This is a genomic window from Streptomyces sp. NPDC048636 (assembly GCF_040650655.1).
Classification (GTDB): Bacteria; Actinomycetota; Actinomycetes; order Streptomycetales; family Streptomycetaceae; genus Streptomyces.
In genome coordinates this window covers 111,844-132,421 of sequence record NZ_JBEZHR010000004.1, presented here as the reverse complement: position 1 = coordinate 132,421, position 20,578 = coordinate 111,844, and the positions used below count along the sequence as shown (strand labels likewise).

11 protein-coding genes and 1 pseudogene are annotated in these 20,578 nt (G+C 72.9%); 4 read left to right on the top strand and 8 right to left on the bottom strand.

Translation table 11 applies throughout. The features are described from left to right. Positions 1-2: 2 nt before the first annotated feature. Entirely contained in the window at positions 3-287 is a 285-nt protein-coding gene (locus AB0C66_RS13650; RefSeq protein ID WP_362436814.1) for a hypothetical protein, read from the bottom strand. Between the two features lie 209 nt (positions 288-496). On the opposite strand from AB0C66_RS13650, the gene AB0C66_RS13645 reads away from it, so the two are divergent. Both AB0C66_RS13645 and AB0C66_RS13640 read left to right on the top strand, forming a co-directional pair. After that, positions 497-961, top strand: coding sequence for a MarR family transcriptional regulator (locus AB0C66_RS13645; protein WP_362436812.1), 465 nt, complete (start codon positions 497-499; stop codon positions 959-961). Between the two features lie 36 nt (positions 962-997). Beyond that, complete coding sequence (locus AB0C66_RS13640; RefSeq protein ID WP_362436810.1) at positions 998-2,128, top strand: class I SAM-dependent methyltransferase; 1,131 nt, start codon at positions 998-1,000, stop codon at positions 2,126-2,128. Positions 2,129-2,228: 100 nt separating this feature from the next. Here AB0C66_RS13640 and AB0C66_RS13635 read toward each other — a convergent pair whose 3' ends face one another. The 6 genes from AB0C66_RS13635 to AB0C66_RS13610 all read right to left on the bottom strand — a co-directional run bounded on the left by AB0C66_RS13635 (position 2,229) and on the right by AB0C66_RS13610 (position 17,679). After that, positions 2,229-3,350 (bottom strand): class I SAM-dependent methyltransferase, encoded by a 1,122-nt coding sequence (locus AB0C66_RS13635; RefSeq protein WP_362436808.1) that lies wholly within the window; start codon positions 3,348-3,350, stop codon positions 2,229-2,231. Next, a complete protein-coding gene (locus AB0C66_RS13630) occupies positions 3,347-4,561 on the bottom strand; it encodes a glycosyltransferase (RefSeq protein WP_362436806.1) in 1,215 nt (404 codons plus the stop codon). Before AB0C66_RS13630 ends, AB0C66_RS13635 begins: the two co-directional genes overlap by 4 nt. Further along, the gene (locus AB0C66_RS13625; RefSeq protein WP_362436804.1) at positions 4,558-5,433 is read right to left on the bottom strand and encodes an alpha/beta hydrolase; all 876 of its coding nucleotides are present in this window, start codon (positions 5,431-5,433) and stop codon (positions 4,558-4,560) included. The genes AB0C66_RS13630 and AB0C66_RS13625 overlap by 4 nt, the downstream gene beginning before the upstream one ends. Positions 5,434-5,435: 2 nt before the next feature. Continuing rightward, positions 5,436-5,693, bottom strand: coding sequence for an acyl carrier protein (locus tag AB0C66_RS13620; RefSeq protein ID WP_362437376.1), 258 nt, complete (start codon positions 5,691-5,693; stop codon positions 5,436-5,438). A gap of 65 nt (positions 5,694-5,758) precedes the next feature. After that, a complete protein-coding gene (locus AB0C66_RS13615) occupies positions 5,759-10,480 on the bottom strand; it encodes a beta-ketoacyl synthase N-terminal-like domain-containing protein (protein WP_362436802.1) in 4,722 nt (1,573 codons plus the stop codon). After that, positions 10,477-17,679 carry an SDR family oxidoreductase gene (locus AB0C66_RS13610; protein WP_362436800.1) on the bottom strand — a complete coding sequence of 2,401 codons (7,203 nt, stop codon included), beginning with the start codon at positions 17,677-17,679 and terminating at the stop codon, positions 10,477-10,479. The genes AB0C66_RS13615 and AB0C66_RS13610 overlap by 4 nt, the downstream gene beginning before the upstream one ends. Before the next feature lie 224 nt (positions 17,680-17,903). On the opposite strand from AB0C66_RS13610, the pseudogene AB0C66_RS13605 reads away from it, so the two are divergent. Continuing rightward, positions 17,904-18,005 (top strand): annotated as a pseudogene (locus AB0C66_RS13605) (NAD-dependent epimerase); the annotation flags it as partial. A gap of 85 nt (positions 18,006-18,090) precedes the next feature. Here the strand turns inward: AB0C66_RS13605 and AB0C66_RS13600 are convergent. Continuing rightward, the gene (locus AB0C66_RS13600) at positions 18,091-19,668 is read right to left on the bottom strand and encodes an alpha/beta hydrolase (RefSeq protein WP_362436798.1); all 1,578 of its coding nucleotides are present in this window, start codon (positions 19,666-19,668) and stop codon (positions 18,091-18,093) included. Positions 19,669-19,986: 318 nt separating this feature from the next. Between AB0C66_RS13600 and AB0C66_RS13595 the strand changes: the two genes are divergently transcribed. Then, positions 19,987-20,463 (top strand): nuclear transport factor 2 family protein, encoded by a 477-nt coding sequence (locus AB0C66_RS13595; RefSeq protein WP_362436796.1) that lies wholly within the window; start codon positions 19,987-19,989, stop codon positions 20,461-20,463. Positions 20,464-20,578: the final 115 nt, after the last annotated feature.

Here is a 20,578-nt window from a genome sequence, read left to right as displayed (position 1 = left end):
GGTCAGGTGCGGGCCGTGGGACGGAACCAGGGGCCGGACGAGCGCAGCGACAGCAGCACGATGATGGTGATGCCGAACACCAGGTGCACCAGCCCGACAGGATGCCGTGGCAGCGTGCCGACGCCCACAGCGAACATCAACACGGCGGCGGTGGTCGCGCTGCCCCGGGTGCTTCCCTTGCGCTTCGGAAACCGCAGGGCGCAGGCAAGGCCGATGAACACGGGGATGCTCATGCCGGTGATCGCACCGGATTTCTCCACCTCGCCGGTCGCCGCACTGCGTGCCATACCCAGCAAGGACAGCCCGGCCGCGAGGAAGAACAAGACCTGTGCGGCGCGTACTTGACCCGGCATCCTGGGCTCGGGCCGAGGGCCTCCAGGTGTTGCGCCGCCATTCGGATCCGTGGCAGGAGAATGGTCATGCGAGGGGTGGTGACGGGACATGGCCGGAACCCTACCAGCGGGTATTGTCGCCAGGTCCCCATATCGTGGGCTCCATGGAAACTGCGCCACCCAGCCTGCTGAGGCGTGACACATACCTGCTCGCGAAGGTCGGCAAGGCCGTCCGGGCGCGGCTCGGGGCGCGGATGGCCGCGCGTCAACTGCGGCTCTGGCATATGGCGGTGCTTGCCGCGCTCGATGACTTCGGCCCGCGGTCCCAGCGGCAACTGGCCGCCCGGCTCACCCTCCACCCGAGCGATGTGACCAGGGTGGTCGACGACTTGGTCGAGCGGGGCTGGGTCGTGCGCACCCGCGATCCGGCGGACCGTCGGCGGGTGTCGGTACGGCTCACACCGGAGGGTGAGGAGGCGCTGCGACGTCTCGAGGCGGAGGCGAGCGCGGTCGAGGACGAGATCCTCTCCCCACTGACACCCGACGCGCGCGCGGAGTTGTCCACGGCGCTGCGACTCGTCTTCGACCATCTGCACCAGGGCTCCGGCGAAGACGAGCCCGTGCCCTGAGAAAGCCGGACCCTTGCGGGCATAGGGTGCCGAGCTGTGGACCATGACATATCCGAAGAGCGGCTGCTCGCCATGGACAGCACCGCGGGATACGGCGACGCCGCCGAAGCCCTTGCCGAGCAGTACGAGAGTGTGACCTTCACCGAGGTGCACCGGGACGTACTGCATCTGCTTCCGACGGACCCCGCCTCGGTGCTGGACATCGGAGCGGGCAGTGGACGGGACGCGGCGGCGCTCGCCGAACGGGGGCACCGCGTCGTCGCCGTGGAGCCCACCGCCGAGCTCCGCGCACTGGGCCGCCACATCCACGCGGGCGCGGACATCGAGTGGATCGACGACGCCCTCCCCGGGCTGCCCGGAGTGCGTGCCCGGGATCGTCGATTCGACCTGATCCTGCTGACCGCGGTCTGGATGCATCTGGACCGGTCACAACGGACGGCGGGGATGGCCGGTCTGGCCGGACTGCTCGCCGCCGGGGGACGGATGATGCTGTCGCTGCGCCACGGCCCCGTTCCCGCCGGGCGCCGGATGTTTCCCGTCTCCGCGGAGGAGACCGTCGCACTCGCCGAAGAGCACGGCCTGGAGGTGCTGCACCTCGCGCACCGGGAGGATGCGCACGGCCGTGAGGGCGTGTCCTGGACGTATCTGGGGCTGCGACACGCGTCGTTGAGTTTCCGGCGGGCGGACGAGCGTGATCTGCCGGCGCTGGTCGGGCTGCGGGACGAGGCGGCGCGCTGGCAGCTCGCACACGGCATCGACCAGTGGAAGCCGGGAGAACTCGGCACCGAGCACTTCCGGGCCCGGCTGCGCGAGGGTGAGGTCTGGATCGCCACCCTCGGGCGGCAGGGTCCGATCGCCGGGGCATGGGAGCTGTGGTGGGACGATCCTGCCGCCTGGGGACCCCAGCGCCCGGACGCGGGCTATGTCCACCGGCTGATGACCGATCGCCGTGTCGCGCCCCCGGGCACCGGACAGCGGATGCTCGCCGAGGCCGAGGCCCGTATCGCCGCCACCGGCCGTACGTTCTGCCGACTCGACTGCCTGGCCGGCAACTCCCGGCTTCGGGAGTACTACGAGACGGCGGGCTACAAGGTGATGGGCGAGCGGTCGAAGGACGGCGGCCTCGGCCACATCTACCCGGTCACGCTGCTGGAGAAGCCACTCTGAGAGCGGCGGAAGCGCGACCGTGCGTGGGGCCGGTGGGCGGGGGACGCCTCTTCGCGGGCCCCGCCCACCCCACGGCCACCTTCCTCCGGTCAGTCGCGGCTCAGTCGCGGCGCGCGATGACGCGGTAGGCGTTGGCCAGGCGGAAGTGGCCGGCCAGCGGTTTGATCAGCAGCCGGTCCAGCGCGGTCGCGACGATCAGGGCGGGAACGCCGGCCAGGAGGACCGCGCAACGCGCCAGCCAGCGCACCCGGCCCGGGCGCCGCTTCAGCCACGGGGCGTCCTCGGGCGGGGCGATGGCATTCAGCAGCAGCCACACGGCGCCCAGCAGGTCCACCGTGTCATGTGGTTCGCGGTGCTGCTCCACGACCACGGTGAAGCCCATCCGGGTGAGCTCCTCGCGCAGATTGGCCACCGGGAGGAAGTGCAGATGCTGCGGCTGGAGCCAGGGGAGCCACCAGCGGCCGAACAGCCGCGCGAACAGACACTGAGCGTCCGGCACTTCGATCAGCAGATGGCCGCCGGGCCGCAGCGCCCGCCGTGCCGCCCGCAGTTCGGCGCGCGGATCCGTGCTGTGTTCCAGGTAGTGGAACATGCTGACCGCGTCGTACTCCCCGGCCAGTTCCTCGGACAGTTCGGTGAAGGCGCCACGGATCGCCCGGTCCACCCGCCCCGACCGCTTCGCCAGCTCCACGCCGTCGGTGAAGTCCAGCCCGTCGAAGGAGGTGGTGGGGAACACCGCACGGGCCGCCTCACAGAAGTGGCCGTGGCCGGTGCCGACGTCCAGCCACTTCCGCGGCGACGGGGCGAAGGATCTCAGGGGTTCGGCGCGCTGCCGGTAGGTCTTCTCCCGCCCGGCGAAGATATTGCCGAGGTCGCGCTCCCCGAGCCCGTCGTAGAAGTCCCGGTAGTAGTACTCCAGTCCGGCGCCGCTGAGTCTCGGGTTCTGGAAGACATGGGCGCAGTCCCGGCAGATGTCGAGGGTGAAACGGCCCGGTTTGCGCTGGAAGCGGTCGACCGTGCGCAGCCGCCGCCTCAGCCGGTCCGATCCGCACCACGGACAGTCGGTGCGGCGCGGTTCGAAGAACCGCTCCGTGCCCTCGGCCGTATCGGCCAGATAGCGCGGTCGCAGAGCGGTGACGAGCGCCGTGCGATCCGCACGGGCGGACCGCTTGCCGCGCTCGGCGCCCTCGGCTTCCCCGGTCCCCTCGATGGTGTCGCTCATCGTGCCTCCTCGGTGGTCTGGTGGTCCCCGGCGCACGCTCCCGCCAGGCGTTCCAGATGTGCGGCGGCGGCCGGGGCGCCGCCCGCCGCGCGGAACGACGCGCCGATACGCTCGGCCGCGCCCCGGTAGCCGGGCTCCCCGAGCACGGTGTCCAGCGCCGCGCACAGCTGGGACGCCGTCGCCCTGCCGAACCGCACCCGCACCCCGGCCCCGGCGTCGACCACCTGTGCCGCCACCACCGGCTGGTCGTCCCGGATCGGGGCCACCACCAGCGGGACCCCATGCCACAGCGCCTCGCACACCGTGTTGTGCCCCGCATGGCAGACGACCGCGTCGGCCCTTTCCAGCAGCGGGAGTTGGGGCACATACGGCAGCGCGAGCACATCGCGGTCCACGGTGGTGTCCGGATCCGGATCGGCTGCCGGATCGACCAGCACCATCTGGAGACGGCCGGCGCTCCGGCGCCCGGCCGCACGGCATTCGGCGAGGAACCGCTCCCCGGCCCCGGCGTTGGCGGTGCCCAGGGAGACCAGTACGGTGCGGCGCGAGGTGTCCAGCCAGTCCCACGGGAAGTCCGGTTCCGCCGGGCGGGTGGCGATCGACGGGCCCACGAAGCGGATCCGCCCGCCGCCCCGGCCGGTGGCTGGGCCCGTGAGCTCCTCGGTGGTGAACGCGAGGACGAGATGCGGTGAGAAACGGGGATCGGCGGTGCCCAGGGGGTCCCCGATCCGCCCGCGCACTTCCCGCAGCAGTCCCTCGAGCCACGCGTCGACCTTGGGCATCCCGTCCAGGGCGCCGCTGAACTCGGCCGAGGTGGTGGCCGAGGTGGCCCACCGCACCCCCATCCGGTCCGCCACCAGACCACCGGCCACGGCCTGCTGGTCCGCCACCACCACATCCGGACGGAACCGGGCCACCGCCCGCTCGGTCCCCGGGGCCATCTCCTCCGCGAGCGGCACCAGGAACCGTTCCCAGAGGAATTTCAGCGCGCCCGGACCCCGCATGTCCGGTGGCCGGACGGCGTCACCCGCCCCGAGCCGGAGCCCAGCGCAGGGGAAGACGGCCGCCCGGCCGCCCGTCAGCGGCTCCAGGACCTCCGGGAGCCCGGCCCACGCCACCTCATGGCCGCGGGCGGCCAGTTCGGCGCCCACCCCGAGGGTGGGATTGATATGTCCGACGAGCGGTGGCACCACGAACAGGAACCGGCTCACCGGACATCCGCCCCGGCCACCACCGGACCGCGGACGAGCCCCGCCCCCGGGACGGACAGCGGTGGTGTGCCAGCGGGGTCGAGAAGCCACCACAGCAGCAGATCGAGCAGTGGCCCCGGCGCCTCCGCCAGGATGGAGTGGCCCTGGCCCGGCAGTACCACCGAACGCGCGCCCGGCAGTACGGACTCCAGCCACTCCCCGGCCCCGGCCAGCTCGGATTCGGCGCCGTACACCGCCAGCACCGGACACCGCACCGCACGGACCTGGTCCTCATGGCGCGTCCGGCTCCCCGGAACGTCCCGGGCGATGGAGGTGGCCCGCACCAGACGTGCCGCCGTCCGTGCCAGCCGGGCCGTGTGGGCACCGCGGTGCGCGGTGATCCAGGCCATCGACTCGGCCTCGTGCTCGATCAGTTCGGCGACCATCCGGCGGAAGATGCTCTGGATCTCCACGGCCCATGCCGCGGTGGCGGGCCTCGCCTCGATCGCCACCAGTCCGGCGACCCGTTCCGGATTGCGGATGGCGTACTCGAACGCCACCGTGCCGCCGAAGCAGTTGCCCACCAGATGGACCGGGCCCGCGATCTCCAGCCGGTCCAGCAGCCGTTCCAGATCGGTGACGAACGACTCCAGCCGGTAGCCGGTGGCCGGGCGACGGCTGCGCCCATGGCCCCGGTGGTCGTACATCACCACATCGATCCCGGCGGCGGCGAGAGCGGGTGCCACGGTGAAGTAGTAGCTGGCCAGGCTGTCGGTGAGCAGTCCGTGCAGCAGTACGGCGGTGGCGGCGGGCGGTCGGCCCCCGGGTGGGGGGAGCCGCTGCACATGGAGTTCGATACCGTCGCGGGGGCCGCCGATATGGACCATCGCCATCGTCAACTGCCCCCTTCGGCGGCCCGCAGGGTGCGCACCACATGGTGGACCAGGCGACCCACGCTCAGGTCGATGATCTCGTCCAGCTCCAGATCGGCCACGAACTCGGCGAAGTTGACATGTTGTCCGTAACGCGCCTCCAGGCTGCCCGCCAGGGCCACCAGGTCGATGCTCTCCAGCTCCAGGTCCTCGGTGAAGCGGGTCTGCATGGTGATCTCGATGTGGTCGACGCCGTATTCGTCGAGCATGGTCCGGAGCATCCCCGCGATATCCGCGAGGACGGACCGCTCGTCCGCCACGGGTGGGGCCGTCTGCTCACCGATGGTCACAGTGCGTTCTCCTCGTAGTCGTCCACCGTGCCGGTCGTCCAGGCCACGGCGTAGTACCTGACCGGCAACCCGGGTGGGTTGGCCGTCTCCGCGCACCGCATCCGGTAGCGGCGCGACGGACCGGAGGACGGGGACACCTCGGCCACCAGCCACCCGGGGCCGGCCTCGACCACGGCCGTCTCCGGTGGTGTCCGGTCCGCCGGTGTCCCCTCAGCCGCGGTCACGGCCCGGTGCGCGGCGCGGAAGGCAGCCGCCCACCGGTCCTCGGGCACACCGGTCGCGTCGCACACCGCGGCCAGCGCCTCCCGTTCCCGTCCCGCCACCGGGATCCCGGTGGCGGCTTCCATGACCGCCTCGATACCGATGCCCAGCACACCGCGCCCGCCCGGCGGTCGGGCGCGCACCAGGGCCACCCCGGCCTCGTCCCGGTGGGCGAGTGACACCTCCAGCTCCGGCACCGTCCGGCCGTGCACACCGGTGGCACAGGGCCGCCCCCGCTCGTCCTCCTGGATCCTGATCTCGGCGGGGAAGACCGGGCCCTCCCCGTGCTCCCAGAGCCACTGCCGCACCGCGTCCTTGGCCGCGATCCGGCCGAGCAGCCACTGTCTGCGGCCGCGTGGCGCATGGCGCTCGTACTCGGCGCGTTCGGCCGCGCCCAGGTGGTTGCGCATGATCAGGTCACGGGACGCCAGGTCGGGCCAGCGTTCATGGACCAGGACCCAGCCGCCGGGCCGCACCCCGGACAGCGTGTCGCGCTGCGGGAAGCGCTGGGCGGCCACCGTGCTGGGGTGGTTGTCGAAGCGGCGGTCCTGCCAGCCGGTCAGCTCCGCCCACACCACGCCATCGATGAGGAGCTGCATATCGGCCTCGAGGACGGTGTCGCTCAGCGACACGATCCGCACCACGCACTCCACCGCGGTGCCCACCGCCGGTGGCGGTCCGAACAGGCGCAGTCCGCGCAGCGCGACGGGGAAGACCACGGTGCGCTCGGTGCGCGTGGCCATGATCCAGTAGCCCAGGAGCTGACCCACGTTGTCCAGCAGCGCGCCGGGCGCCGACGGTGTCGTGATCGTGCCCCGTACGTGGGACGCCCCGATGGCGGTGAGCCGGGTGAGGCCCTGGAACGCGGGGCCGTGGAACATCCACCGCTCGTCGTACAGCTCGGCCGCGGTGTGGTCGGGTGTCCGCTCGTCGGCCGGATCCGTACGCCATGGCGTGGGACGGTCGGCCGGATGGGCGGACGCCGTCTCCACCGTGCCGCGCGCGCCGTCCCCGAACGTGACCTCGAAGTGGTCCGGGCGGCCGGGGTCGGGCGTCACGGTGACGGGCACCTCGACCGGTGGCGCCGCCGCCACCCACTGGTCGAACCGCGCTCCGTGCACCGCGACCGCCAGCCGTCCGGGGGCGGTCCGCTCCGCCGCGTCCATGAGGTGCTGGAGGATCGTGGTGGCCGGGACCACCGGTCTGCGGTCCGTTTCGTCGGGCCAGCCGGGGCGTTGCGGGAAGAAGCAGTGGTCGAGCAGATAGGGCATGGTCCGGGTGGACACGCTCAGCACGGCGCGTGTGGTGGCGGGCGCGTCGCGCGGTGCCGCGACCTCTCGTGTGTTCCGGGGCGCGGCGGGCGCGGCCGGGAGGTGGTGCGACGTGGCAGGGAGGGTGGCGGCCGCGACCATGACCTCCGCCGCCGTGTCCGCCGTCTCGCGCAGCAGGGCGTCGAGCTCGGAGGCCAGCGGGTGGTGTCCGGCGAGGGCGGTGAGCCCGTGCTGTCCGGACCGGCCGTCGCCCGGTGCGGGGGAGGGCCGGGCGGCGGAGAGCTCCGCGCGCAGCGCGGCCGCGTCCCGCTGGCCGAGGGAGACCAGGGAACCGCCGAGGTCGAGCCGTACCGGTGGCAGCGATGCGGGCCGCACCGATGGCGGCGGCGCGGTGGCCCGTCGCTCTCCGCCGCCGACCGTGGCGGGCCGCGGCAACGCGGGGTCGACGCGCGCGCCTTCGGCCCACAGCGCGGTGGCCACCCGGCGCAGCTGGGCGACACCGTCGCGCCGGGCCGAACCCGCCGCCACCACCAGATGGTCACTGCCGTTCAGGGTGTCCCCGATGAGCGAGGCCAACTGCCCGGTGCCGACCTGGACGAACGCCCGCACACCCGAGGCGTACAGCGCCTCGGTCAAGGCGCGGAACCGCACCGGCTCCAGCAGATGGCGTACGAACAGTTCACGTACCGCCACCTCACTCCGCGGATACGGCGCGGCGGTGGTCGCCGACCACACCGGGGTGGCCGGGGCCAGCAGTTCGAACCGGCCCACGGTCTCCTTGATGGACTCCAGATAGGGCGCGAGCATCGGGGTGTGGAAGCCGGACTGGAACGGCAGCACCTGCGCGATAACACCCTCGGCGCGCAGCGCGGTGACGAACTCCTCGACGGCGGCCCGTGGTCCGCACACCATCGACTGGTGGGGCGCGTTGTCGTGCGAGAGCACCGTTCCGGCGTACGGCCGTTCGTCGAGGGCGGCCACCACCCGCTCGGCGGAGGCGCCGAGCGCGGCGAAGGCCAGACCGGGGACCCGGAGCGCGTCGGGGTCGAAGGAGTCGAGGAAGGTGTCGATGGCCTCGCCGGAGCAGAGCCCGCCCGCCGCCATGGCGGTCCATTCGCCGATGCTGTGGCCCGCGAGCGCGTCTGGCACCAGACCCATCGTCCGCAGTGCGCGGTCGAGCAGCCGTCCGACCGCGAACACCCCGACGCCGTGGCGGCCCACATCACCGACCCGCGCCGTCTCGGCGGAGTGGCGGGCGACCGCGCCGGGGAGACCGAAGTAGGCGGCCACGCCGTCCACCTGGGGTGCGAACTCCGCCTCCAGACCGGGGAAGACAAAGGCCAGACCGCCCGTTGCGGTACCGCCGTCGCGGCGTGCGCCACCGGCCTGCCGTTCGCCGCCCTCGCCGAGCAGCGGGGCCGGGGTGAACCAGAGGTCGCCACGGCCGCGCCAGGCCCGGCCGCCCGCCACCACCCGCCGCGCCAGGGCCAGCCGTTTGGCGGTCGGCGCGACGATGCCGAGCCGGGCCCGGCCCGGTGTGCGGTGGCCGTCCGCACCGGTGGTACGCAGCGCGGTGTCGTCCGCCGCGAGCAGTTCGCCCAGGGCCTCCGGGGTGGCGGCCGCGAGGGCGAGCACGGGCTCGGGTTCGGACACGGCGGTGGCGGCGGTGGCAGTGGCCGGAGCGGGGGTGGGAGTGGGACGCCGAGGTGCCGACGGCGCTTCCTCCAGCACCACATGCGCGTTGATCCCGCCGAAGCCGAAGGCGTTCACCGCGGCCCGGCGCACCCGCGCACCGGGCCCGGTCTCCCAGGGCTCGGCCTTGTCGAGGGTACGGAAACGGGTGGCCGCCAGCGCGGGATGCGGATCGTCACAGTGCAGTGTCGGCAGCAGCCGCCCGTGGTGGAGCGCCAGTGCGGCCTTGACCAGACCGGCCACGCCCGCCGCGGGCATCGTGTGCCCGATCATGGACTTCACCGAGCCGATGACCGGCGAGTGGCGGCCGCGGCTGCCGCCGGGATCACCACCGGGGCCGAACACCTCTGAAACGGTGGCCAGTTCGGCCGTGTCCCCCGCGGGCGTACCGGTGCCATGCGCCTCCAGCAGCCCGATCACACCGGGCTCGCGAGGGTCCAGCCCCGCCGTCCGCCACGCCTGCCGCACGGCCCGGGTCTGGCCGCCGGGGTCGGGGGTGGTCAGCCCCGCGGCACGGCCGTCGCCCGCCACCCCGGTGCCCCGTACGACGGCGTAGACACGGTCCCCGTCACGCAGGGCGTCGGCCAGCCGCTTGAGCACCACCACACCGGTGCCCTCACCGATCAGCACACCGTCGGCCCCCCGGTGGAACGGGCGGATGCGCTGGCTCGGCGACAGCGCGCGCAGCTGGCTGAACACACTCCACAGCGTGATGTCGTGGCAGTGGTGCACACCCCCCGCGAGCATCACGTCACACCGGCCGGAGGCCAGTTCCCCGACGGCCTGGTCGACGGCGACGAGCGAGGACGCGCACGCGGCGTCCACCGTGTACACCGGGCCGCGCAGATCGAGACGGTTGGCCACCCGGGAGGCGGCCAGGTTGGGCACCAGACCGATCGCCGCCTCGGGCCGGTCGGGCCCCAGCCGCTCGACGAACGCCGACCGGACCCGGTCCAGCACCTCGTCCCGCAGTCCGGGCAGCAGCTCCGCGAGCGTATGCGTCAACTGGTGTGCGGTACGCACCCGTTGGTCCAGCCGGGCGAGTCCCGGGGTGAGATAGCCACCGCGTCCGAGGACCACACCGACCCGCTCCGGAGCGGGCAGCCGGTCCGGGCCGCCCGCGTCGTCCAGGGCCTCCGCGGCCACCTTCAGCGCGATCAGCTGATCGGGCTCGGTGCCGGACACCGAAGACGGTGTGATCCCGAACCGTACGGCCTCCACCTCGGCGAACTCATCGACGAACCCGCCCCGTCGGCAGTACACCCGGTCGGGGCCCGCCGCACCGCCACCCGTGCTCCCCGGCGTGTAGTACGCCGCGTCCCACCGCCCGGCCGGGACATCGGTGATGGCGTCCACCCCGCCCAGCAGATTCCGCCAGTAGGCGTCGAGCCCGGGGGCGCCGGGGAACAGCACGGACATCCCCACGATGGCCACCGGCGGGGCACCGCCCGCCCCGGCGGCCCCGTCCGTCGCACGGTCCGTGGCCGCGGTCACCAGCGCGAGGCGGTGCGGACGACGGCACGGACGGACTCCTCGCCCCAGGCCAGCTCGCGCAGCAGGGCCAGCGCACCCTCCTCGGGGTCGATGAGTGCGATACCACGCCGGGCGTACGCCCGCGCCAGCTCCGGGGTCACCATTCCATGGTGGGCGCCCGCCGGTGCCCAGGGACCCCAGTGCACGGTGAGCGCCCGGCGTCCGGTGCGGGCCGCCCACCGCGCCCCGATGGCCTCCAACGCGTCGTTGGCAGCCGCGTAGTCGGCCTGTCCGCGGTTGCCCGACACCGCGGAGACACTGCCGAAGAGCACCGCGAACGAGGGCTCGGCCGAGACCTTGTCCAGCGCGTCCAACAGGGCGCTCGCCCCGTCCGTCTTGGTGCCGAACACCCGCCGGAAGGACTCCGCCGACTTCTCCTCGATCAGCTGGTCCTCGATCACACCGGCCGCGTACACCACGCCGTCCAGCCGTCCGTGGTCGGCCTGGATCTCCTTGACGGCCTGGAGCACCGCGGCCGTGTCGCGTACGTCCACCGACCGGTAGCGCACCCGGCTGCCCAGGCTCCGCAACTCCTCGACCGTGGCCGCCACTTCGCGTGCGGCCAGGATCCGGGCCGCCTCCCGCTGGATCTCCGCCGGTGTGCCGCCGCCGCGGGCGGCGAGCGCGGCGCGCAGCGCGGGCTCGTCCCGGGCCCCGGCGGTGGCCGGGTCCTCGGAGCCCACGGGTTCGGGGGTACGGCCCAGCAGCTCGATCCGGCAGCGGGACGCCGTCGCGAGGGTGGCGGCGAAACGTGCGGTGATACCGCGGCCACCGCCGACCAGCACGACCACCGCGTCCTGGTCGAGTCCCAGGGCCTCGGCCTCCGCAGCGCCCTCGCCCGCGGGGCCCGCGCCCGAGGTGGCGAGCGCCCCCGGCGCGGACTCCACGGCCTCGAGACCCTGCCGCCCGGTGGCGGTGCGCAGCACGACCGGTGCGCGGTCGTCGGCGGCCAGCTCGTCGATCAGCGCGTCGGCGACGGTGGCCGCGGTGGCCGTCCCGTCCGCGGGGAAGTCGACGACGGCCGCCGCGACCTGGGGGTACTCCTTGGCCACCGTACGGAACAGCCCGCGCAGCCCGGCCGCGCGGAGGTCGAGCGGATCGTCGCGGCGGGCGGCCAGCAGCCATCGTGGGCGGCGGCGCAGCGCCGCCCGGACGGCCGGGAACGCGGCGGGCAGCACGGGCGCGCCGGAGCCGGTGAACGGGTCGAGCAGGACCACTCCGTCCACCCGGCCATCAGCCTCGTCCAGCTCGTGTTCCGCGTCGAACACCACGGCCTCGGCGCCGTATCCGGTCAGCCGCGCGGTGAGCGCCTCGGCCACCTCACCGGCGGCCCCGAGCAGGGCGAAGCGGGTGCCGGACAGCAGCGCGGGCGCGGTGGCGGCGGTGTCGGGAGCGACGAGCGGCACCGGACGCAACAGGAAGCGGCGGGGCGCCGTTCCGGTGAGGGCGTCGGTGGTTTCGGTGTCCGTCGCTTCGAGGGTGGCGACGGGCCGTGGCGGCTCCGCGGGTTCGGCGGTGGCGGGGGAGAGCCGGGCGGTCAGCCAGGTGGCGACGGCCATGGCCGTACGGGCCTTGGCCAGCTCTTCCAGCTCCTCGTCACCGAGGGCACTCGCACCGGCCATGCCCAGCCGCCGGGCCAGCTCTCCCGCGATCTCGGCCCGTTTGATCGAGTCGATGCTCAGATCGGCTTCCAGGTCGAGATCCGGCTCGATCATGTCGAGCGGGTATCCGGTGCGTTCACTGATGATGTCCGAGACGGCGCGGAGCACATCCGGCACGGTGTGCTCCCGGACGGACGGGGTGTCATCGGCGGCGAGCGGTGGCGTCTGCACGGGTACGGTGGCCGCGGTGGAAGTGGGTGCGGCCACCGGCGCCGACACCAGCGCCGGAACGGTGTCCGGAGCGATCGGCCGGGTCTCCGGCGCGGCGCCGAGGTACGTCAGGAGCACATCGCGCTGCGCCGCCACCATCTCCCTGCTGGTCCTGAGGAATTCGGAGATCAGGGCGTCCCGGCCGCCCCGCACCCCCTCCGTGTGTTCCACCTGGCTCACCGTTGCCTCCACAACACGTCGGGCCGGTGCGAGCGCACCGGGGAGAAAGTCACCGGCGGCGGTGCGGACCAACTGCCCGTCGACCGTCCAGCCCGCCCGGCGCGGCGGATCGCCGCGTCCGGCGTCCACGGCGTCGCGGCCGTGAAACAGCCAGCCGGTACGTACCGGCAGCCCGGCCACCGCCAGTTGGGCGAGCGCGTCGAGGAAACCGCGCAGTCCGTCCGTAACGGTGTCGCCCCGCGCGCCGTCGCAGGCGACGGCGCGGTGCGGGCGGTCGCCGAGGATCGCCCCGACGAGCCGGGTGAGCACCGTGCCGGGGCCCGCCTCGACGAACACCCGCGCGCCCGCCGCGTACATGGCCTCGATCTGCTCCACGAACCGCACCGGCGCCCCGATCTGGGCGGCGAGTTCCGCCCGGATGGCATCCGGCTCCGTACCGTGCGGCGCGGCCGTGCGGTTCGCCCAGACCGGGAACTCCGGTGGCGCCAGCTCCCGCCGGGACAGTACGTCGGCGAAGCGGTCCGAGGCGTCCGCCACCAGCGGGCTGTGGAAGGCACAGGCCACCGGGAGGGTCTTGGCCGAGTGTCCGGCGTCCCGCAGCGCACCCACCGCCTCGGCCACCGCCTCCTCCGGTCCGGACACCACGACCTGGCGCGGGGCGTTGTGATTGGCGAGGACGACCCGCTCGTCGAGCCCGGTGTCCCGCAGTACCCGTACGACGTCCTCGGCCGGTGCCGTCACCGCCGCCATGGCGCCGGGTGTGTCGCCCGCGGCCGCCACGATGGCCGCCGCGCGTTCCGCGCTCAGCTCCAGCAGGGCGCGCGGGGTGAGGGCCCCCGCCGCGCAGAGCGCCACCAGCTCTCCGTAGCTGTGCCCGCCCGCCATATCGGGCACCACACCGGCGGAGGTGAGCAGGTCGTACGCGGCCAGCCCGGTCATGCCGAGGGCGGGCTGCGCCACCCGGGTGTCGGTCAGCGCGGCGCGCTGCGCGGCCCTCCCCGCCGTGTCGAAGGCCGCCGGTGGATAGAGCACGTCGGCGTGGCGGCGGCCGAGCTCCAGATGGCGCTGGAGCTCGGGGAAGGCGATGAAGTGTCCGGCGAACATCCCGGGGCGCTGGCTGCCCTGGCCGGGGAAGAGGAACGCCACCTTGCCCGGTCCGTCAGCTCCGCCGGGACCGCCACCCTCGCCGGGGCTGTCGGCCTCCGGCGCTCCCGATACGTGGATCCCGGCCGCTGGGTCGCATTCGCCCGCCAGCACCCGGCGCAACCGCGCCGTGAGCCCCTCCACGTCCTCGGCCACCACCGCCACCCGCACCGGTGTGTGCTCGGTGTCCGACCGCCGGGACGCGGCCAGCGCCAGATCGCGCAGCCGCCACGGCCGCGCGGTGCCGGTGTCGGCCGCCGTCGCCAGCCTGAGGGTGTCCGCCACCGCGCGGAGTGCCGCCGCGTGATCGGCGCCACGGAAGGTGAAGAGCTCCGCGGGCCAGGCGCGGAGCCCCTGTGGCGGGGGAGCGCCGTTGTCATGGGCCGCCACCACCACATGGAAGTTGGTGCCGCCGAATCCGAACCCGCTGACCCCCGCGACGCGCTCGGCGGCGGGCGCCACCCACGGCCGAGCCTCCGCGGGGAAGGCGAACGGGCTGCTGTCGCCGTCCCAGGCGGAGTTGGGCCGCTCCATATGCAGGGTCGGCGGTTTGACTCCGGTGTGCAGTCCCAGCATGGTCTTGATCAGACCGGCCAGCCCCGCGGCGCATTTGGTGTGCCCGATCTGGGACTTCACCGAGCCGAGCGCACAGCTGCCCGGACGGGCCCCGGCCGCGCCGAACACCTCGGTGAGGACGGTGAGTTCGGTGCGGTCCCCGACCACCGTTCCCGTGCCGTGGGCCTCGAGGAGGCCGACGTCCGCGGGTGAGACACGGGCGTTGCGGTACGCGCGTTCCAGCGCCGCCCGCTGTCCCTCGGGACGTGGCGCGGTCAGCCCCAGCGAACGGCCGTCGCTCGAACTGCCCACGCCCTTGATCACGCCGTAGACGCGGTCGCCGTCCCGTTCGGCGTCGGACAGCCGCTTGAGCACCAGACACGCCACGCCCTCGCCGAGGACGATGCCGTCGGCGGAGCTGTCGAAGGTGCGTGAGCGCCCGGTCGGGGAGAGGGCGTGGACCGAGGAGAACAGCATGTAGTCGGTGATGCTGTTGTGCAGATCGGCGCCGCCGCACAGCACGGTGTCACTGGTGCCGCCGACCAGTTCCTTGCACGCCACGTCCACGGCGGCCAGCGATGACGCGCACGCCGCGTCCACCGTGTAGTTGGCGCCGCCCAGGTCCAGCCGGTTGGCGATCCGTCCGGCGATCACATTGGCGAGCATGCCCGGGAAACCGTCCTCGGTGAGCGCGGGCAACTGCTCGGCCACACCAGGCGGCACCTCGCCGAAGTACGAGGGGAGGACGGCACGCAGCGTCTGCGCGTGGGACAGGTCGCTGCCCGACTCGGCCCCGAAGACCACCGAGGTGCGGGAGCGGTCGAGGGCGCGGCCGTCCTCGCCGTCGCCGTATCCGGCGTCCTCCAGGGCCTGGCGCGCGGCCTCCAGCGCGAGCAGCTGTACGGGTTCGATACTGCCCAGCGAGGCCGGCGGGATGCCGTAGCGCAACGGGTCGAAGGGGATCCGCGGCAGGAAGCCGCCCCACCGGGAGTTGGTACCGCTGGAGGCTCCGCCCCCCTCCTTGTCGCCGTCTCCCCGGTAGTGGACGGCGGGATCCCACCGCTCGACGGGTACTTCCGTCACGGCGTCCACACCGCCCACCACATGGCCCCAGAACGTGGCGAGATCGGGCGCCTGCGGGAACATACAGGCCATGCCGATCACGGCGATGTCCAGCGGCGGTGGCGCCTGGGGCCGTTCGCGCCGCCGATCCGTACCGGTGCCGAGACGCTCGCGGAGCGCGGCCGTGCTCCGGTCGAGGAAGTCCGCCGCCGCCGAGGTGACGGAGTGGTGCAGCGCGTCGACGGTGGTGGTGGCCGAGCGCAGCACCGCCACATCCCCGGCCATGAACATCCCCTCGGTGAGCTGACGTTCCTCGCCGACCGCCACCAGGGCGCCGCCCGCGTCACGTTCGACACCCTTGCTGGCGATCCGCAGCCGACCGACGTTGAGGCGCTCCAGCTCCTCCCACAGCCGCCGGTCCGGTGTGCCGCGTTCGCGCAGCCCGTTCCGGACGGTGTGGAAGCTGTCGGCGTAGGGACTGGGCACACACCGGGTGGCATGTCCCGGCGCGGTCTCGAGCAGCGCGGTGCGCCGCGCGGCGACCACCTGGCGCTGGAACAGCGGCTGGACGGCGCCCTGTGCCACGGCCTCCTCGGTGAACAGGTAGGCCGTGCCCATCAGCAGGCCCACGGCGCCACCGCGCCGGGTCAGCGGGGCGGCGAGCGCGGCCACCATCGCGGCGGACCGCTCGTCGTGGATGCCACCGGCGAAGAACACCTCGATGCGATGCTCTTGGCCCGTGCCGTCCGCGCCGTCCCTGCTGTCCGGTCCGCTCGCCGCCGCCCCGCCCGCGTTCCCTCCTGTGCCCCCCGTACCGTCCGTGCCGTCGAGGAAGTCCTCGATCACCCCTAACTGCGCCTCCCACAGCGGGAAGCTGTTCCGCGGGCCCACATGGCCGCCGCACTCCGAGCCCTCGAAGACGAACCGGCGGGCCCCGGCCCGCAGGAACTGCCCGAGCAGCCCCGGTGAGGGCACATGCAGAAAGGTGGTGATGCCCTCCCGCTCCAGGGCCACGGCCTGGGACGGCCGGCCACCGGCGATGATGGCGTGGCTGGGCCGGACCTCGAGCACGGCCTCCAGCTGGGCGTTCCTGATCTCCTCGGGTGCGAATCCGAGCACCCCGACACCCCAGGGCCGTCCGGCCAGTGCCTGCCCGGCCTCCTCCAGCAGGGTGCGGGCCCGGTCGCGTCCGGCCAGGGCGAGCGCGATGAACGGCAGCGCACCGCCGTCGGCCACGGCGGACGCGAAACCGGCCTGATCGCTGACCCGGGTCATCGGACCCTGGGCGAGCGGCAGCCGGGTCCCGGTCGTACGGGTCATCGGCGCACCGGGGCGCAGCACCGCCCCGGGCCGTAACGCCCACCGGGGGTCCGTCGCGGCCCCGGGCACCGGAACCGCCGCCCCGGCGCCACCGTGGAGTTGTTCGTCCCCGCCCGTCGCCGCTCCCGCGTCCCGGATGGCGTCGGTGATGGCGTCGGTGATGGCGCGGACCGTCCGCGCGGTGTCGCGCCAGCGCTCGGCGAACCGCGCCGCGAGGAAGCCGTCCTGGCCGACGGGGAGTGGTCGCGTCCCGGGCGCGGACACGCGCCGTCGCAGCACACGGTGGCCCTCCGTCACCACGGTCTCCGAGCCGTCCATGGAGCGGAGCGCGGCCACCCGCTCCTCGGGCAGCCCGCAGTCGGCGAGCAGCGCCAGCTGGCTGTCCAGCACGACTCCTGCCGCGCCGGCCACGACGGCGGCCGCCGCCGTATGCGGACCGATGCCACCGCACGCCCACACCGGTACCGTCACCGCCGGGTCGGAGAGCAGCCGTTGGAGCAGTACGTAGGTGCTCAGCTCGCCCACCCGGCCGCCGCTCTCGTTGCCCCGCGCGATCAGTCCGTGGGCCCCGGCAGCGATCGCGGCCAGGGCCTCGTCCGCGGAGATGACCTCGACGAGCACCCGGTGGCGTCCGGTGAGGTCCTGGACGGCCCACGGGGCGTCCGCGCAGAGCACCACCGTGTGCGGCCCTTCCACACCGACGGCCCGTGGATCGGCGTCCACGGGCCGTGTGTGGTGCGCACCGTCCGCATCCGGTGTGATACCGGCCGGCGGTGTGATACCGGCCGGCGGTGTGATCAGATCCCCCGGTGCGAGGCGGCAGCCCGCCGCCACCCGGACCCCGAACCGGCCGTCACCCACCCACTTCCGGGTGCGCTCCAGCGCCTCCCGCGCCTGACGGCCACCGGTGCCCAGATCGAGCACTCCGAGCCCGCCGGCGCGACTTAACGCCGCCGCGAGTCTGGCGTCCGGATCCCCGAACGGGGTGACACCAATGACAAGATCCCCCGTGTGTGCCACGGACGCCATGTCTTCTCCCGGAAGGTCGGATAACGCGCGAAAGCGGACAATTCGAGCACATTTCAACGAAGCACTGATCCGGGCGGCGAGGATGTCACTTTCATGTTCAAGCGGGAAGAGGAATGAACGATTCGTAAGTGATTCATGAGCAATCGAACGGACGCCAATGTGCGGCCGTGAACCTTCATGCCGTCATGGGATCCGGTCCCGCGGGCGCGGCCACCGCGCCACTGCCGATCCCCGAACTGGCCGAGATCCGCTACCAGTTCGACCGTCCGCTCGTGGCTGATTCACATGCCTACGAAGCCGAGTTCGTGGTGCGCGCCACTGACCTGGGCCGTGCCACGCATGCAACGTGGGGCTCCAGTGGCCTGAAGCCCCACGTCGTTTTCACGTCATGCTGTACGGATCACCAGGGGTTCAGAGGCGATCCGTCATGCCCGGCAGTCCCGGAGGTGTGGGAAGGGGCAGCTTGTTGAAGCCACGCTCGCGCGGTGACGCGGGTGTCCGGCAGGTCAGGTCCTTCGCCGGGAGACGGCCGGTGGTGAGATAGCTCGTGGCCGTCTTGTCCGCGCACGACTTGGTGCCGTAGACGCCATGGCCTTCGCCTCCGGCGACGGTGACCATCCGCGAGCCCTTCATGGCCCGGTGCAGACCGCGACCGCTGGCGAGGGGCGTCTGGGAGTCCCACTCGTTCTGGAGGACGAGCGCGCCGACCTTGTTGTCGAACGTGGTGGCGGGCTCGCTGCCGTCCTTCTTCCAGAACGCGCACGGCTTGATGGTGGAACCGAAGTCGCCGTACAGCGGGTACTTCTTCTTCGCCCGCACCGCGTCGTCACGGTACCGCTCGGGGTCGCGCGGCCAGGCACGGGTGTCCGCGCATACGACGGTCCAGAACGCGGCGGTGCTGTTGTCGTCCGGCGCCGCCCGGCCGAAGGCCGGCTGGGTGGGACGGCTGGGCGCCTTGGGCTCACCGGTACGGGCCGGGCCCCGGTCGGCCGCCTTCTTGAGCTTGGCGATGCTGTCCGCGCCCTCGCGCACACTGAAGAACGCGCCACGGCTGCCGGAGCGGATGTCATCGCCGGTCAGTTTCCGGCCCTCGAACTCGATCGGCTCGCGGTCGGCCCGGGCGACCAGGTCCCAGAAGGTTTTGCGAACGGCCTTGGGTGTCTTGCCCAGCCTGTAGGTGCTGTGCCGCCGGGCGGTCCACTCGCTCCACCGGGTGAAGGCCGGTTCGGCGCCCTCGCCCCATATCTGGATCATGCCGCGCCATATGCGCGCCGGGTCCACGGCGCTGTCCAGAATGAATCGGTCGGCGTGCCGGGGGAACATCTGCGTGTAGACGGCGCCCAGGTAGGTGCCGTACGAGTACCCCAGGTAGGAGATCTTCTTCTCGCCGAGCACGCCCCGGATCACCTCCATGTCACGGGCTGTGTTCCGGGTGGTGATGTGGCGCAGTCTGTCGCCTTGTTCGGTGTCGCACTTCTCGGCGAAGGCGCGGGCCCACTTCACATCCTTGGCGAACTTGTCGGCCCGGTAGGGCCGTTCCCAGTTCTGCTCATCGGCGGTGAGACCACAGCTGACGGGGGAGCTCTTTCCGACGCCCCGGGGGTCGAAGCCGACGAGGTCGTACTTCTTCTTCACGGACGCGGGCAGCTGACCGGCCATACCGAGCGGCATACCGACGCCGGAGCCGCCCGGTCCACCGGGGTTGAGCAGCAGCACACCACGGCGCTCCGCCGCGGTGCTGGTCTTCATCCGCGATATCGCGAGGCCGACCTTCTTGCCGTCGGGACGGCTGTAGTCCAGCGGGACCTTGATGGTGGCGCACTGGTAGGAGGCCGGACTGTCGCTGGCGCAGCGGTGCCACGACGGCCGCTGCCCGGTGTACTGCTCCAGGGGGTTCTCGGCGGCGGACGCGGTGCCCGGGGCGAGCGCCGGCACCAGCGCCGCGAGGGTACTTGCCGCCAGGACATGAGTGAGGGATCTGCTTCGCACGTGGGGTGTCCTTATGCGCGGTCTGAGTGGGACGCATTCACCCTTGCGCACACGGCTGTTGGGGAGAAACCACCGACAGGCTGGGATGGTGTCCGACCGTGGGGGGACACCTCGGCCCGCATGTGGTTCTGAGGTCGTATGGGGAAGGTCACCTCGCCTTCGGTGAACCCGGTGAACCCGCTGGCGCGGGGGTGCCTGGGTGCGCGCCTCCCAGGGACGGCCTGTCCTGGTTCGCGCCCGCGCCGTGGAACAGACTCCGGACGGCGCCCTCTTGAGCGCCGTCCCGTACCCCCCCGTCCCGGAAGGAACGAAGCCGAGATGTCATCCGCCACCAACGACAACGACCAGCTGCTGCGGAGAGTTCGGGTTCTGGAGGACAAGGAGGCGCTGCGCACCCTGATGATCCGTGGGTGGCGGGCGCTTGACCTCAAGGACTGGGACGCCTGGATCGCGTGCTGGGCCGACGACGCGACGCTCGAGTTCGGCCCGTGGGAGAAGATCCGCGGAAAGGAGGCGATCCGGGCCACGGTGGAGGAGGCGGAGGCGCCCTATCCGAGCATGCAGCACCACATCCTGAACATGCACGTCCACATCGAGGAGGACGACCGGGCCACCGGCATCGGTTATATGTGGTTCGTCGCCGTCACCGAACCGGGGAAGACCGGCTCCCCCTACGCCATGGGCGGCCCATACGAATGGGAGTTCAGCCGGGGCGCGGACGGCTGGCTCCTCACCCGCCAGCGGCTCGGTGTCCGGTGGACCCAGGGTGAGGACGCCCGTAAGGCGCTGGAGTAGCGGTCGGTGTCGATGCCGCTGGCTCTCGCGAAGCCGAGGCCGCGTGCTCGGCCCGGGCCACCTCCGAGGCGTCCACCGGCAGACCGCGGTCGGCCGCGACTCTCATCGCGCTCCG